General features: G+C 69.6%; 15 protein-coding genes. 13 read left to right on the top strand and 2 right to left on the bottom strand.

What is annotated here, in order from left to right:
* Window positions 1-53: 53 nt before the first annotated feature.
* The gene (locus CP970_RS08615; protein ID WP_055545337.1) at window positions 54-854 is read left to right on the top strand and encodes a GNAT family N-acetyltransferase; all 801 of its coding nucleotides are present in this window, start codon (window positions 54-56) and stop codon (window positions 852-854) included.
* An 18-nt stretch (window positions 855-872) separates the two neighbouring features.
* Here CP970_RS08615 and CP970_RS08610 read toward each other — a convergent pair whose 3' ends face one another.
* A complete protein-coding gene (locus CP970_RS08610; protein ID WP_224058326.1) occupies window positions 873-2345 on the bottom strand; it encodes a DUF6056 family protein in 1473 nt (490 codons plus the stop codon).
* A 186-nt stretch (window positions 2346-2531) separates the two neighbouring features.
* Between CP970_RS08610 and CP970_RS08605 the strand changes: the two genes are divergently transcribed.
* The 6 genes from CP970_RS08605 to CP970_RS08580 all read left to right on the top strand — a co-directional run bounded on the left by CP970_RS08605 (window position 2532) and on the right by CP970_RS08580 (window position 9523).
* A complete protein-coding gene (locus tag CP970_RS08605; protein ID WP_055545359.1) occupies window positions 2532-4010 on the top strand; it encodes a glycosyltransferase in 1479 nt (492 codons plus the stop codon).
* Window positions 4007-6115, top strand: coding sequence for a PIG-L family deacetylase (locus tag CP970_RS08600; protein ID WP_055545335.1), 2109 nt, complete (start codon window positions 4007-4009; stop codon window positions 6113-6115). Before CP970_RS08605 ends, CP970_RS08600 begins: the two co-directional genes overlap by 4 nt.
* A gap of 100 nt (window positions 6116-6215) precedes the next feature.
* Entirely contained in the window at window positions 6216-6728 is a 513-nt protein-coding gene (locus CP970_RS44120; RefSeq protein ID WP_055545334.1) for a hypothetical protein, read from the top strand.
* Between the two features lie 222 nt (window positions 6729-6950).
* Window positions 6951-8453, top strand: coding sequence for an MFS transporter (locus CP970_RS08590; protein ID WP_055545333.1), 1503 nt, complete (start codon window positions 6951-6953; stop codon window positions 8451-8453).
* A gap of 106 nt (window positions 8454-8559) precedes the next feature.
* Window positions 8560-9030 (top strand): MarR family winged helix-turn-helix transcriptional regulator, encoded by a 471-nt coding sequence (locus CP970_RS08585; protein WP_055545332.1) that lies wholly within the window; start codon window positions 8560-8562, stop codon window positions 9028-9030.
* A gap of 52 nt (window positions 9031-9082) precedes the next feature.
* The gene (locus tag CP970_RS08580; RefSeq protein WP_055545331.1) at window positions 9083-9523 is read left to right on the top strand and encodes a hypothetical protein; all 441 of its coding nucleotides are present in this window, start codon (window positions 9083-9085) and stop codon (window positions 9521-9523) included.
* A 127-nt stretch (window positions 9524-9650) separates the two neighbouring features.
* Here CP970_RS08580 and CP970_RS08575 read toward each other — a convergent pair whose 3' ends face one another.
* Window positions 9651-10178: a 2'-5' RNA ligase family protein gene (locus tag CP970_RS08575; RefSeq protein ID WP_055545330.1), complete on the bottom strand. Its 528-nt coding sequence runs from the start codon at window positions 10176-10178 to the stop codon at window positions 9651-9653.
* 548 nt (window positions 10179-10726) lie between these two features.
* On the opposite strand from CP970_RS08575, the gene CP970_RS08570 reads away from it, so the two are divergent.
* The 6 genes from CP970_RS08570 to CP970_RS08550 are packed head-to-tail and all read left to right on the top strand — an operon-like array spanning window position 10727 to window position 14928.
* Window positions 10727-10906 (top strand): hypothetical protein, encoded by a 180-nt coding sequence (locus tag CP970_RS08570; RefSeq protein WP_055545329.1) that lies wholly within the window; start codon window positions 10727-10729, stop codon window positions 10904-10906.
* Window positions 10907-10945: 39 nt separating this feature from the next.
* On the top strand, window positions 10946-11743 hold the full coding sequence (locus CP970_RS08565; protein ID WP_055545328.1) for an SAM-dependent methyltransferase: 798 nt from the start codon (window positions 10946-10948) through the stop codon (window positions 11741-11743).
* Window positions 11744-11763: 20 nt separating this feature from the next.
* Window positions 11764-12525 carry a phosphoenolpyruvate carboxykinase (ATP) gene (locus tag CP970_RS08560; protein WP_055545327.1) on the top strand — a complete coding sequence of 254 codons (762 nt, stop codon included), beginning with the start codon at window positions 11764-11766 and terminating at the stop codon, window positions 12523-12525.
* Entirely contained in the window at window positions 12522-13388 is an 867-nt protein-coding gene (locus CP970_RS44115) for a phosphoenolpyruvate carboxykinase (ATP) (protein ID WP_055545326.1), read from the top strand. Before CP970_RS08560 ends, CP970_RS44115 begins: the two co-directional genes overlap by 4 nt.
* Window positions 13385-14137, top strand: a complete 753-nt coding sequence (locus CP970_RS44110; RefSeq protein ID WP_157877679.1) for an ABC transporter ATP-binding protein — start codon at window positions 13385-13387, stop codon at window positions 14135-14137. Before CP970_RS44115 ends, CP970_RS44110 begins: the two co-directional genes overlap by 4 nt.
* Complete coding sequence (locus tag CP970_RS08550) at window positions 14134-14928, top strand: ABC transporter permease (RefSeq protein ID WP_055545324.1); 795 nt, start codon at window positions 14134-14136, stop codon at window positions 14926-14928. The genes CP970_RS44110 and CP970_RS08550 overlap by 4 nt, the downstream gene beginning before the upstream one ends.
* Window positions 14929-14937 lie beyond the last annotated feature (9 nt).

Here is a 14937-nt window from a genome sequence, read left to right as displayed (position 1 = left end):
GGGCGACACCACATGCCGCCCTCTCGACGACCTCAACGCCCCATGGGAGTACGGTGACCGACCTCACGGAGTCCATCGAATCGGCGCAGCAACTCACCGTGGCCTGGCGCGCCTTGGTACTCGACCGCGCCGCGGACGCGGACGTGCGCGACCTCCCCGGCATCTCCGTCCGCTGGGCCGACTGCCGATTCTCGTTCTACAACTGCATCACCCTGACCGAGCCGGGAGCGGGAGCCGATCTCGTCGCACGGCGCCTGGGCCAGGCGGCGGACATCATGCGCGCGAAGAAGCACCCGGGCCTCCTGTGGCTCTTCGAGGACCTCCTCGACGAGGAGGCGCGCACCGCGCTGGCCCCGGCAGCCGAACAGGCGGGCCTGCGGCACGCCTTCCCCGGCACGGGCATGGCCGGAGACCTGCTGCCCGTCCCCGACCCGGTCCACCCCGACCTGACGTTCGTGCGCGTGAGCACCGACGAGCACCTGCGGGCCTACGCGGACCTCCAGTCACATGCCTACGGGCTCCCCTTGGAGGAAGGCCGCGACGGCCTGGTCGGATCCGCGTACTGGAAGAACGAGATGCACGCCTACCTGGCCATGCGGGGCGACGTCCCGGTGGCGTGCGCCGCCACGGTCGAAGCGGCGGGCCGCCTCTTCGTCGCCTTCGTCGCCACGGACCCGCGGTGGCAGCGCAAGGGCTACGGCGAGGCGGTCACGCGCAAGGCCCTGCACGAGGGCGCCCGAGCCACCGGGCTGACCCGCGCCACGTTGCACGCGACCGTCGCCGGGGCCCCCGTCTACCCGCGCATCGGCTTCACGCCGAACTCACCCATGCACTTCTACGGCTTGGCGGAGTGAGCGGACTCGTCCCGCGGGTCAGGGCAGCTCGGAAGCCTGAGTGATGCGCCGCACCTGGTAGTAGTCGGCGATGCAGGAGGCGGGCCACGTGGCGCGGCCGCCGTGGCGGAACGGCTCGGTCATCTTGCTGAGCGGCAGCCGTTCGTACGGCAGGACCTGCCTGCCGGTCGCGGCCTGGCTCCGCATCCAGCGATTCTGAAGGTCCCAGCCGTGGGCGCGGGTGATCATGCCGGATTCGAGGCCCCCGAGCGACACGGTGAGGGCGACGCAGACGGCGGCGCACACCACCGAACCGGCGGCCAGGACCGGCCCGTTGCGCCGGACCCGGCCCCGCAGGGCGCGACCGGTGAGGGTACCGGCGTACACGAGGAGCAGGATGTAGAGCAGCAGGTAGTCGTTCCACAGCCGTGTCGACGTCACCACCTGTTCCCCGAAGACGGGGTAGGTGATCACCGTGCAGAGATAGCCGGAGACGAGCAGCGCGCCGATGCCCGCCCCGGCCACCAGTGCGTCCGTGCGGCCGCGAGCGGGACGGCCCGGGGGGACGCGGTTCACCAGGCCGAGGACGACCCCCACCGCGATGGCTCCCAAGTACGGCCAGGACGTCAGGAGTTGGGAGATGATCTCGCCGAATCCGCGCAGTGAGGCGAGGAGTGAGTCGGCGGTGAGCATCGTCGACGCGTGCTTGCGCTCCCGCCGGTGCAGCGCGCCCGGGGACGTATAGAGGATCAGACTGCCGATGACGATGCCCGCGATCCCGGCGGCGCAGCACGCGCGGAGGAAGCGACGGCGTGCGCGCGGGAAGGCGCGGCCGCTCACCAGCAGCGCGCACGTCAGGGTGACCGAGGCGACGACGGAGGTCTCCTCCGAGAGGAGACCCAGGCACGCGCCTGTGACGGCGACGATCAGCAGGGCCAGGGCCTTCGCCCGCCGGGACGCCGCGCGCAGGACGGGGACGGCCGCCGCGCAGGCGAACACCGGGGGCAGGGTGTGCGAGACGGAGGCGGCAGGCCAGTAGAACGTCTTGTACGTGTTGGGCGAGCCGAACAGGAACAAGGCCGTCACCATGGACGCCACCAGGAGCGGGACGCCCCGCGGGGGCGTGCCGTGCGCCGCGCGCAGCGCGGCGGCGACGAGGGCCCACAGGAGCGCGAGGACGAGCACGCCGCTGACGGGGGCGAACCACTGCTGGCCCGCTTCGCCGAACCGCGCGTAGGGCCACACCAGCACGGCGTTGACGATGCGTCCGTTGTCCTGGAGGTAGAACTTCCGCACCATCGCGGAGAGTCCGCCGTCGCGCACCACCGGCAGGAAGCACCAGTCGTCCCCGCCGGGGCGCACCCACCGGGCGTTCCACACCGCGAAGGCGAACACGGCGAGCGGCAGGAGCGAGAGGAGCCCCGGCCACGCGGGGGCCCGCCGCCACATCGCACGGGTATCCGGAACGCCTCCGGTGCGCTGGCTCTGGACAGCCTTTTCCGGCGCTTGCACCACAGGCTGCTCCTCCTTCTCCATCGGTCCGATGAAAGAAGAGCCTCTCTCCTCGCGTCCTCGAGCGTACAGATCTCACGTCGACGCACGGCATTTTCTTACCTTCTCCTTGAAGACACCTTAAGGAAATGGGGAATCGTGGTGGCCGCGGTCGGCAAGGTCGCACTCACACCCGCTGGGGGGCGAATGGAAGAGTGCCAGATCTCGGTCGTTGTGCCGTGTTTCAACGAGGAAGAGGTGATCAATACCTTTCACTGTGCGCTGATGTGGGTGCTCGGCGAGACGCGGCGATCTTTCGAGATCTGTTACGTCGACGACGGAAGCCGCGATTCGACCCGTGCCCAGCTGCGCGCCCTCGCCGCCGCGGACCAGCGCGTGCGCTACCTGTCCTTCAGCCGGAACTTCGGCAAGGAGGCGGCCATGCTCGCGGGACTGCGCATGTCACGCGGCGCCGCCGTGGCCCTCATGGACGCCGACCTGCAGCATCCGCCCGGGCTTCTGCACCGCATGCTGGAACTGCGGCACCACGGGTACGACCAGGTGGTCGCCCGCCGGGACCGCTCGGGCGAGGGGGTGCTGCGCAGGGCCGCCAGTTCGGCGTACTACCGCGCCATGGGCCGGTGCATGGATGTCGATGTCGTCGACGGGGAGGGCGACTTCAGGCTCCTGTCGCGCCGGGCCGTCGACGCGGTGCTCGCACTGCCGGAGGCCAACCGGTTCTCCAAGGGGATCTTCTCCTGGATCGGCTTCGACACGGTCAGTTTCAGCTATCACAACGTCAGCCGCGCCGCCGGGCGTTCGAAATGGGGCGGCCGACGCCTCCTCAACTACGGTATCGACGGCCTCATCTCGTTCAACAGCCGCCCGCTGCGGCTGGTCATCTACGTCGGACTCGCCCTCGCCTTCGCGGCGTTCGCGTACGCGCTGTGGATCGCCGCGGTGGTCGTCGCGCACGGGGCGGAAGTGCCGGGATTCGCCACCCTGTTGATCGCCATCGTGGCCCTGGGGGGCATCCAGCTCGCGACGCTCGGCGTCATCGGCGAATACGTCGGCCGCATCTACGGAGAGACGAAACGCCGCCCGCTCTACGTGGTGCGCGAGACCGACGAGAGCGCGCACCGGGCGGGCGCCGTCCCCGCCGCGGGAAGCAGCCCGCCGCCCCTGATGGGCCCGGCCGCCGTGCGGCCGAAGGTCCCCGTTCCCGGACGCGCCGGACTGCGCACGCTGCGGCAGTTCCTCGTCTTCGGGGCGATCGGAATCGTCAACACGGCCGTATACATGGGCGTGTACGTCTCGCTCAACCGCTGGATCCCCTATCTTTTCGCGCATGTCATCGGATTCGCGGTAAGTGTCGTCGGTTCCTTCCTCCTGAACACCTATCTCACCTGCCGTATGCGGCCGACCTGGCAGGCTTTCTTCCGTTTCCCGCTTTCGAGCCTCGTCAATATGGTGTTCAGCGGTGCGCTCCTCTTCCTCGGCGTGCACTCGTTGGGGACGGGGAAGAACATCACGGCGCTGGTCGCAGGCGTACTCGCCACACCGTTCTCGTTCCTGATCGCACGCTGGGCCATCCATTCGGGAAATGCGCGCGCCCGGCAGCGGAATGCCGACAGGATTCCTGTATCCATGCCCGAGAGGCCCGAAGACTTCTTGAGCAAAGGGTGAGTCCGCCGTACGCGGCGACACGTCGCCAGGTGCTCGCGGGCGCCCTCGGCGTCCTCGCCGGTGTCACGGTCGCGGGGTGCGACCTCGGCGGGCGTCCCGGTGGCCCGAAGGCGCCGGTCCACGCCGTCGATCCGTACGCGACCGGTCCCTTCGCCGCGGCGGGGAAGGGCCTGCTGCTGCAAGTCATCGCCCACCCCGACGACGACCTGTTCTTCATGAACCCCCAGTGCCACCAACTCCTTTCCGCGGGCGTGCCGGTGGTCACCGTCGTGGTCACGGCGGGGGAGGCCGGGGGCCGCAACCGCGTGCCCCACCAGCTCGCCCCGGTGGTCACCGACAAGCCGGGCTACTCCGGCGCCCGGCAACAAGGCATGCGGCAGGCGTACGCGGAGATGCTCGGCCTGGACCGCTTCACCCCCTGGCAGCGCACGGTCCTGGCCCTGTCGCACGGCGCGAGGGCGGAGACGGACGAGCTCGCGGCGGGCGACCGCAGGGCGCGGCTGGTCTTCCTCAACATCGCCATGCGCGGTGCCGGGGGTGTGCGCCTGCCCGCCCTGTGGGACACCCCGGGCACGGTCATGCGCACCGTGGAGGCGACCGACTCCCCGGACTCCCTGGCGTACACCTACGACCACCGGACCCTGGTCGACGTGCTCGCCGGGCTGATGGCCGCCTTCCGGCCCACCGTCGTCCACACCATGGACCCCGATCCCGACTACCAGGCGCACGACGCGCGCCACCCGAGGGGCAACGACCAGCCGCGGTTCTCCGATCACCGCGACCACACCCCGACGGCCCTGTTCACCTGGAAGGCGCTGTCCCAGTGGGTGGCCGAGTGCGACCGGCGCGACGGGCACGCCCCGCGCTTCACCACGATGGCCTTCCGCGGCTACTACAACCAGCGTTGGCCGTACAACCTGCCACCCGCCGTCCTCGCGCGGAAAGCTCGCTACATCGCGGCGTACGGGGGCGCCCCGGGGTGGGAGTGCCACGACTACGCGGGCTGCGGCGACTACAGCCAGGGCGGCACCCACGCCCTCACCAGCCGCAAGGGCTGGGCGCGCAGCACGCATCCGCGCTACCCGGGACCGCTGCCCGTGTCGGCCACCGACCGCGCGGGCCGGACCGTCGCCTACGGAGTGCTCGGCACCCAGGCCGTCCGCTGGCGGGAAACTGTCCCCGGTAGCGCACGCTTCGGGACCCCGCGCAACCTCGGGGGCGGACCGCTGGCGCCGGTCCTGTCCGCCGTGGTCGACGCGGCCGCGCGCCACCTGCTCTTCGGGCTCCGCTTCGCCGCCCTCGACGGCCAAGGCCGCGCCGACACGCGGGAGATCGTCGTCCTGGAGCAACGCGAACCCGACGGGCCCTTCGGACCCTGGCGGCGGCTCGGCACGCCGGACGCCGGTGCCGAGCGGGGACGGCGGGTCGGCTGCCCGGTGGCCGTGGCCACCCCGGACCACCGCGTCCACCTCTTCGCCCGCACGGCCGCCCAGGACCTGGCCACACGCGTCCGAGAGGCCTCGGGCCGATGGGGCCCCTGGCACCACCTGGGCGGCGGACAGGTCCAGGACGGACTGACCGTCGTGCTCGATACGACGGGACGGATACATGTCTACGCCGCGGGACACGACGCCGTGCACCACTGGTCCCAGGCCCGGCCGGGCGGACCGGTCACCGTCCGCCCACCGGTGGGCGGACGGGCCCCGGCCGGGGCGCCCGCCGCGGTGCTCGAACCGGACGGACACATCGCCCTGATCTACCGCACCCAGGCCGCGGCGACGCCGTACGCGTACGGCCCCTCGGCCGATCTGGCCGGTACTCCGCTGCCGCACTTCACCGGCTACGCGCCCGTCACCGCGCAGCTGGCCACGGAACCCGGCGGCGGAAAGGCCGTGCCGGTACTGCTCGGCCTGGACGACGACGGCCAGGCACAGCTCCAGTTCGGAACGGCCGCCGCGGCCCGCCCCCTGACCGCCCCGGGCCCCGAGGCCACCGTGGGCACACCCTCGCTCCTGACCCCGCGCGGACGCCCCTTGTCGGTGGTGGGAATGTCGCCCGACACCACGCCATGGATCTGGCGACCGCAGACGGCTCCGCAGGCGTGAGGAGCCTCCGCGACGGGGATGCGGGACCAGGTCCGGTCCGGTACGGCCCGACTGTCGTCAACCCGCCGACTGAACAGGCTGGTTGTGCAGATCGACCAGCGTGCGTACGAGAGGCGGCAGCCAGACGTCGCCCGACGGCGGCGTGGCAGAGCACCATGCCGAAGGCGTAGAGGTCGGTGGCGAAGGTGACCGGCGCTCCGGTGAGCTGCTCGGGCGCGAGGAAGCCCCGGGTGCCCACGACGTGATCGGTACGGGTGATGGCGGTGCCGTCGAGGGCTTCGGCGATGCCGATGGCCAGGGTCTGGACGGTCTTGGCGGGCAGGGCGCCGTGCAGCGACGGGCCGGGAATGTACTCGGTGACCAGCCAGGGCGGGTCACCTTGAGCGTCGGCGGCGACCACGGCGGCGGTGGAGAACCCGCTGACCTCGCTCGCGGCGACGATCTCGCGGGCGAATCGTCGACGGAACTCGGGATCGGCGGCCAACTCCCGCTGGATGACCTTGACGGCGACCGAGCGCCCGCCGGGAGTCCTGCCGAGATGGACCGTGCCCTCCCGCAACGGCTTGTGCACGGGCGGGACATCACTGGTCGACTGCGCTTGCTCTTCCGGTAGCGGCCGAAGCGCTCGACGACGACGGCGCTGCCCTGTCGGACTCCCCAGGCACGCGACCTGGACCGCGCCTGGCGACGCCCGACCGAACGCGCCGGAGTCGCACAGTGAGGCGCTGCGATGCCGCAGGTGCGCCGCTCGGTTTCGGAGTGCGGTTGACATCCACGGGGTGCTGGTTACTCTCAATATCGCTAAGAATATTGGTAACCAACAATCTGAGGTAAAATGAGTAGCGACGACCCGACCAGGACCACCGAGCCGTACCGGTGGCGATGGCTGATCCTGGTGGTGATGATCGTCGCGGAGGTCATGGATCTCCTGGACGCGTCGATCGTCAACGTCGCGGGTCCCGCGCTGGAGAAGTCCCTCGGTGCCAGTTCCGTAGGTCTGCAGTGGGTGATCGGCGGCTATGCCCTCACCCTGGGCGCGGGCCTGGTTCTGGGCGGTCGGCTCGGTGACCGCTACGGGCGGCGCCGGATGTTCCTGACCGGCCTCGCGGCCTTCACGCTGAGCTCACTGCTGTGCGCGCTGTCGCCGAACATCGAGTCGTTGATCGCCTTCCGGCTGCTCCAGGGCACCGCGGGGGCGATGCTGCTCCCGCAGGGCCTGGGCCTGCTGCGCGAGAACTTCTCCGGACCCGAGCTCACCAAGGTCTTCGCGATCTTCGGCCCCGTGCTCGGCCTGGGCGGCATCATCGGCCCTGTCCTGGGCGGCTTCCTCATCGAGGGCGACTTCTTCGGCCTCGGGTGGCGCTCGGTGTTCCTGATCAACCTGCCCATCGGCCTCGCGGCCCTGGCCATCGCGGCGAGGTTCGTCCCGAAGAGGCGGGGCGACCGCACCGTGCGGGTCGACATGGTCGGCGCGGGCCTGATCGTGGCGTCCTGCGCCCTGCTGGTGCTGCCGCTGAACCAGGGCCAGGAGGACGGCTGGCCGCTGTGGACCTGGCTGTGCATGGCCGCCTCGGTCGTCGGGTTCGGCCTGTTCACCCTCCAGCAGCGCCGCACCGCCGCGGCGGGCCGCGAGCCCCTGGTGACCCCGGGCCTGCTGCGCAAGCCCGCCTTCACCATCGGGCTCGGCGGCATCGCCCTGTTCTTCGGCGGGCTGATCGGCACCCAGCTCGTACTCACGCTGTTCCTGCAGATCGGCCAGCACTTCAGCGCCGGGGACGCGGGCCTCGGCAACCTGCCGCTCGCGGTGGGCACGGCGATCGGCGGCGCGGTCAGCGGCGCCTTCCTCGCCGACAAGATCGGCCGCAGGGTCCTCCAGGCCGGGCCGCTGATCCAGCTCGCCGGTGCGGTGCTGCTCTGGTTCGAGCTCGACGGTCTGAGCGCCGGTTCGTTCTCGATCTGGGACATCGCCCCTGGTGTGGCGGTGGCCGGTATCGGTGCGGGCATGGTGATCGCCGCCCTGTTCAGCTTCATCCTCGCCGCGGTCGACGACGACGAGATCGGCTCCGCCTCCGGCGTACTGTCCGCCGTACAGGCCATCGGCGGCTCCATCGGCGTGGCGGTCTTCGGCTCGGTGTTCTTCGCACAGGCCAAGACGGGCGACTTCACCACGGGCTTCCACCACGCGCTGATCGTCCAGGCGTGTCTGCTGGTGGTGTTCTTGGCCATCACCTTCTTGCTGCCGAAGCAGGGGCGGCCCGAGGAGGAGCAGCACGGGGTCAACGCCGCTGCCGCTGACGGTGGTTCCGCCCCTGGTGCGGAGCAAGGCGTCGCGGTGTGACACCCGTTCTCGCCGAGCGGGCCGAGAACCTGCCCCCCTACGGCCTGAAGATCTCACGCATCATGGTTGCCAACGCCTTTAGCGATCCAGGAGCAGCTTCCACGCCATGACTGTCGACCAGCCCACCGATCCCCGGTCCGCGACCGCGCCGGAGAGCCCCATCCGGGAGCAACTGAGGAACCTGATCCGCTGCCAGCAGCGGTTCGAGCGGTACCAGGGCAGGCAGATGCACGTCGATCCCGCCGGGCTCGCGGTGATGGACCACCTCGTCAGCGCCGGACCGGTGACGCCGAGCGAACTGGCACGCGAACTCAGTACGTCGACGGCGGCGATGACGCTGGTGATCGACCGCCTGGTCGACGGCGGGCACGTGAGCCGTCGGCCCCACCCCAGCGACCGGCGCAAGGTGCTGGTGACACCGACGGAGCACTGGGAGGAGTCCGCCTTCGAACACGTCGAGCCCCTTGTCGCGGGCATCGGCGAGATCACCGAGTCCATGACGGCTCAGGAGCAGGCCACGGTGGCGACGTTCCTCGAACGGGCGGTAGCCGCGTACGACCGGGCGACCAAGGTGTAGGAGTCCTGACCCTGGGTGCGCGGGTGGCGGCAGGGCAGGCTAATTTGCCCGGATGAGTCTTCTTGATGATGTGGCCGAGCGCGACGGCTGGCGGTGCTGGGTGTGTGACGAACCGGTCGACCCCGACGAGTCGGTGAACGACCCGCGGGGGCCCAGCGTCGACAGCCGGACCACCGACCGTAAGGCCAAGGTCGCCGAGCGGCTCGCGCACCGCGGGTGCAATAGCCGCAAGGGCGCGGTCAAGGTGGTCATCGCCTGGCCGGACCGCCTGTACGTGGTCGAACCCGCGCCGCTGATCGCCGTTGCCGACAGGCTGGCGCGCAAGGGGGGCCGCGAGATGGTGGGCCGTTGTCCGACCAGGAAGGACGCCCAAGAGGCGGCGGATTGGCTGGTGGACCGGTTCTCCCGGCTGCTGCCGGGAGTGCCGGTGACCGCCGGAATCGAGGCGGGCGGCGGCCAGTTCCTCGTCGTCCTGGCCACCGGCCGCCGCTGAGCGGGGAGCACTCCTCACCCGACCTCACCCTCACCCGAAGTCGGCCGACGTTTTCCGGGTCCAGTCCTGCCCGTGCCCGCCCTCGGGTTGCGTTCGTGGTCAGGGGCGAGGGGCTGGCGGGCGGTGTCTACGGCCCGTCCGGGACGCCGAGCGGCACGGTGAGCCGGGGCTGCCAGCCTTCCTCCGTCAGCACCACCAGCTGGACCGCCGTCGCACGGGTGCGCAGCGGCAGCAGGCTGCCGATCGCGGCGCGGACATGGGCGGCAGCTGTCGGGTTGTCCGCACCCATGGCGACCGTGACATGGGCGGCGGGCTGCGCCCCGAAACGGCCCTTGTACGGGCGCGACCCGGGCCACCGGGTGCGGAACGCGTCGACGATCGTCTGGAGTCCCGGAACGGCGACGGCGACGAAGCCGGGCGCCGTCACGACCTCCTCCAAGAGCAGATCAGCTGCCGGAAAACTCGCAGCCAGGGCGCGCACGCCCCTCTCGTCCTGATCCGTCAGCGCCGATTCCGGCACGAACGGGTAGAGGAGCGAGACGTGCGCCGGCACCCCACGACGCACCAGAGCCGGGTCGATACGCCACGCCGCATCGAGGAGCGGGGCGGCATCGGGCAGGACAATGACGACGGCAGTGGTCCCTGGTTCTGGCACGCTGCCATCATCGCAGGCCGGTCCGCTACCGCGCGTGTCGCACCGGGAGGTGGGCGAGGGCGACGAGTTGGGCGTGACCGAGGCGGTCGCGGCCTCTGCCGCTAGATGGTCCAGACGGCAACGCTGGAGCGGTCGGTGGACATCCGCAGTCACACCTCCTCGCCGCCGGGCACCAGCGCCACCTCCAGCTCAGGCACCGCTGCCGCGTGATACGGGCCGGAATCCCGGGACAGCAGAATCCTCTCCGGTGTGAGATGTGCGTCACGTGAGGAAAACGTGGAGGGGAGAGAGGGTCCGGTGGACGGCTCCGATCGCGAAGGCGTCTCAAGTCGGTTGCGCATTAAGGCGATTGGCCGGGGAAGTAGGCAGAGGCACCCCCTGCGATCCCGCGGAATTATGTAGTGAGCCTTTCTCTGTTATGTATGGAATGTTTCACTCCCATTTCTGGGCGGCTGGGCCCTGTTTTACGGCATTGATCAAGGTGGGGGCAGCGTCTACGGTCGTACCGTCTCGACCTGCGGGACACTTTGATTGGAAAGCAGGAGCGAATGTCCGTTCTCTCGGATCTCATCGTCAACACGAATCCCGTGCCCGATGTCGACGCCCTTGAGAAGGAGAAGGGGAAGGAGAAGGAGCTTTTGATCCCGACGTACATTCCCACGATCGAGGAGACCGTCACTGCCAGCGGTGCTCACCGCCAGGGCTGCACGGGCTTCGTCAGTTGCTGAGTCTCTGAAAATCGATAGCAAGGGATTCATCGGGTGCGTGTGAGACGCGAAGATCTTCGCGTCCCCGATGCTCAGGCCGACCTCTATCTGGTCGGTCTGGGCATCGGTGGACTTGAGCGCAGGACCGTGGAAGCGGACGAGGTCCTGCAGAGCGCGGGTGTGATTCTCCATCACACTGCCTTCGATGCCGATTTGCGGCATATGTACCGTGCGGCAGTGGTGGATCTGGAATCAGTCTACGGAGCCGACTCCAACCCGACGCAGGCCTACCACGAGATGGCGGCTCAGGCGCTTCAGGCGGTCAGGGAGCGGGACGGGGGCCCTGTCTGCTTCCTGACGTACGGGCACCCCATGTATCTCGTCGACTCGGCCTGGATCCTCATGGAGGCGGCCAAGGCCGAAGGCATCTCGGTCAAGGCGCTCCCCTCGACGTCGTTCCTGGATACGGTCCTGGTGGATCTCGGGGCACGATTCGACAGGGCCGTCCAGGCCTATGACGCGGACCTGTTTTATCTGCATGACGTCAGGCCCGACATCCGGTTCCCCGTTCTCCTGGCGCAATTCGGCAGCTTTGACAGTCATCAGCTTCGGCGGTCGGGAGATCTTTACGGGCGGCTTTCCCCGCTCACTCGCAGGCTCCAGGAGATCTATCCGTCCGACCGTGCCGTTGCGGCGGTTCTTTCTTCATGGCGGCCGGACATGGCCCCCCAGATCAGTCATACGACGATCCGGGACATCGACTCCCTGATTTCCAGCAGCCACAGCGGGACGACGCTGTTCATCGGGGGGAGCGAACCGTGGGCGAACGCCCAACCGGATTGGATGAAGCTCAGGTAATTCCGTTCGATTTTTGGGGTGTGGCGGTCGATGTCCATCTCCGGCATCCCGAGGACCGTGACCATGTCCGCTACTACTTTCAGGACTACCTGCGGCCTCCGGGTGGCGCGCGTGCTGACATTTCGCTCGCCCTCCTGCCCACCGAGGGGCGATTCATCGGTGGGGCCACCGATGTCCGCAAGGACATCCATGTCCGGACGGCCGGTAACTCCTGGCAGCTCTACGAGAGTTACGCGGGGCAGCCGGACCGGGCGACACCGCTGCCGCCGTTCCTGCTGCCCCCCTTGAACTCCCTGGTCCGCCCCGTGCACGCAAGCGCGGTGGCCTCGCCGCGGGACCCCTCCCGGGCCGTCCTGCTGCACGGCCCCTCGAAGGCCGGCAAGTCGTCCGTCCTACTCGAACTGACCCGACTGGGCTGGCACTTCGTCTGTGACGACACCGCCCTGCTGCACAACGAGCGCACGATCTTCTCCTACACCCGGCCCATCGGCGTCAGGGAGTCGACGCTACGGACCCACCCCTGGCTGCAGGCGCACATCGCGCACGCCCCCAGCTTCACCACGCCGACCGGAACCACCTGGGCCGTCCACGCGAACCTCCTGCCGGCCAAGCGCTCCCCGGCCGCGACCGCCTGGGCCTGGACGGTCACTCTGCGCCCGTCCCGCACCTACCGTGTCACCCGCCTCACCGAGAACCACTGGGAGATCGCACTGGATTCAGGACGGGACATCCGACGAGCCGCTGCGGACATCGTCACGGAACTCACCGGAGACCCTTCATGATCCAGAACCTGTACTTCGACTTCTACGGGGTGACCACCCGGCTGCGGGTCGTCCCGGCCGACGTCGACGAGGCCCTGTTCTACTTTCAGGGTCAGCAGCTCTCGCAGCCTCCCGCGGGTGAACCCGATGTGGTGGTGACCCTGAGCTGCACCGAATGGCCCGAGCGCGGCTTCTTCACCAGCCTGCTCCGCAAGGACAACTTGGCCAAGCGCATCGAGATCGACCGACGCACCGACGGCTCCTGGGCCCGGGTGGTCGATCACGCCTTCACGGGCTGGTCCGAGATACCCTCCCCGCTCCCGCCCTTCCGCTACTCCGACCTGTGGATGACCACCGCGGTCGGCCCGGGAACCTGCCTGAGGATGCCCGACGGTCAGGGACTGCTCATCACCGGGGCCAACTACGTCGGCAAGACCTCGACCTCGCTGGTGCTGTGTCAACGCGGAGCACGTCTGGTGAGCGACAGCCTCGCCGTGCTCGACCTGACCACCGGTCTGTTCCGCCGGCACGACAGCCCCCTCGGCTTTCGCAGGGGAAGCCGCCGACACCACCTGGACAAGATCACAAGCGGTGTGCACCGCGAAACCGTGTCCCCGGACACCGGCCTCGTGCTCCTGGTGCCTCCCGCGGAATTCCTGGGCGTCCCCAACCTCCCCGAGGCCAAGGTCGACCGGATCGTGCACCTCGAACGCCACGCTTCGCCCGCGGAGCCCTTCACCACCGACTCAGACCTGTCTTCTTGGTTCTCCGGCGCCGACCGGCACGAGATCGCTCAGCACCTTCCCGAGGTGACCACTGTCGTGCCCGTGCCGGAGGAAGTTTCGCCCCGTCAGATCGCAGACCTTCTCGAAAGCGCCCTATGAGTGACCTACTGATGGCCGAGGCCGTCTCCAAGACCTACGCCGACGCCCCCACCCCGGCCCTGTCCGACGTCTCCTTCCGCATCGGGGAAGGAGAAGTCGTCGCTCTGCTCGGACACAACGGGGCAGGGAAATCGACCCTGTTCGAGATCGTGTGCGGTCTCCAGCGGGCCGACTCGGGCACAGTGCAGCGTTCGGTGGGCCCGGCCGAGTTCGGCTGGTGCCCACAGCGAGAGATCATCGACTGGTCATTGACCGTCCGTCAGAACGTCGAGATGGGACTGGCGTTCCGCCGCGGAACCCTGCGCGGCGTACGTGCCCTGGCGGAAGAGGTCTGCGAGGTCGTCGGCCTCGAACGGTTCCTCGACCGGCAGGCCGAAACGCTCTCCGGCGGGGAACTGCGCCGCTGCCAGATCGCCCGCGCCATCGCGGGCCGACCTCGGCTGATGGTCCTCGACGAGCCGACCACCGGCCTGGACCCCGACGCCGTCGCGCAGGTCTTCGACTTCCTCCGCGACAGCGCCAGGCAGGGATCCACCGTCCTGGTCAGCACCCACGACACGTCACGCTTCGCCGAACACTGCACCCGCGTTCTGGCCCTCAGCACCGGCCGCCTCCTCGCCGACCAGCCAGTGCGGACCTTCCTGGCCCCGGTCGGCGAGTCCAACGACCTGTGGGACGGCTACCGGCACCTCACCCGGCAGCCCTCCACCACGTCCGAACTCCCATCGACCGAGGTCGCACACCCATGAGCACCCTGCAGACGCCCCCGCAGGCGCGCCGTCTCGCCCGCCCCCTGATCGCGGTCCGCTTCCACTGGCTCTCGCTGTGGAACTGGCGACAGGTCTACTACGGCCGGATCATCGAGCCGATCGCCTACCTGCTCTTCCTCGCCGCCGGAATCGGCGGAGCGGTTGCCTCCGGGCAGAACCAGAGCCTGGGCACGTATCTCGCGTTCGTCGTCCCGGGCATGCTCGCGATGCTCGCGTTCCGCTCAGGCACCGCTGCCATCTCGGATGTCGCCAACGACCGCAAATGGGGTGTGTTCGCCCTCTACACCCTGCACGGAGGCGGCCCCGCCGGATACCTGTCGAGCATCGTCACGATCCTCGGCGCGGTCTTCCTCGCCCAACTCGCCCTGGTCCTCGTCCTCGCCGCCGCACTGGGCGGCCTCGCCGACGTATCGGCGCCGCACCTGACGACCACGGTGCTCACCGCGCTCCTCGTCGACGCCGGTTGGATCGCCACCGGAGCAGCCGTCGCCGCCCGCGTCCAGTCGTACGCCACACGCGACTTCCTCCTGACGATCACCGCCCTGCCCGTCGTGCTGGCGGCACCGCTCTTCTACCCCCTGGACTCCGCACCGGGTTACCTGCGTGCCCTGGCCCACGCCGACCCGCTCACCTACCAGGTCGCTTGGCTGCGCGGCACCTGGTCAGGCGATCCCTCCGGCCTGCTCTGGGCAGCCCTGTGGGCGATGATCGCGGCGGCTACGGCCGTGCCGATGCTGACCCGAGCCGACCGCGTCACCCGGGAAAGGTGACCGACCGAC

It is taken from the genome of Streptomyces kanamyceticus, assembly GCF_008704495.1.
In the GTDB taxonomy this organism is placed as follows: Bacteria; Actinomycetota; Actinomycetes; order Streptomycetales; family Streptomycetaceae; genus Streptomyces; species Streptomyces kanamyceticus.
Note: the sequence above shows the minus strand (reverse complement) of the source record. Positions and strands in the feature narration are given on the sequence as shown.

Bases quoted from the DNA above. Each gene is read 5' to 3' on its own strand.
- CP970_RS08550 (WP_055545324.1), top strand. From the start codon at position 14,134: ATGAGCACCCTGCAGACGCCCCCGCAGGCGCGCCGTCTCGCCCGCCCC.
- CP970_RS08605 (WP_055545359.1), top strand. From the start codon at position 2,532: ATGGAAGAGTGCCAGATCTCGGTCGTTGTGCCGTGTTTCAACGAGGAA.
- CP970_RS08580 (WP_055545331.1), top strand. From the start codon at position 9,083: ATGAGTCTTCTTGATGATGTGGCCGAGCGCGACGGCTGGCGGTGCTGG.
- CP970_RS08570 (WP_055545329.1), top strand. From the start codon at position 10,727: ATGTCCGTTCTCTCGGATCTCATCGTCAACACGAATCCCGTGCCCGAT.
- CP970_RS08585 (WP_055545332.1), top strand. From the start codon at position 8,560: ATGACTGTCGACCAGCCCACCGATCCCCGGTCCGCGACCGCGCCGGAG.
- CP970_RS44115 (WP_055545326.1), top strand. From the start codon at position 12,522: ATGATCCAGAACCTGTACTTCGACTTCTACGGGGTGACCACCCGGCTG.
- CP970_RS44110 (WP_157877679.1), top strand. From the start codon at position 13,385: ATGAGTGACCTACTGATGGCCGAGGCCGTCTCCAAGACCTACGCCGAC.
- CP970_RS08590 (WP_055545333.1), top strand. From the start codon at position 6,951: ATGAGTAGCGACGACCCGACCAGGACCACCGAGCCGTACCGGTGGCGA.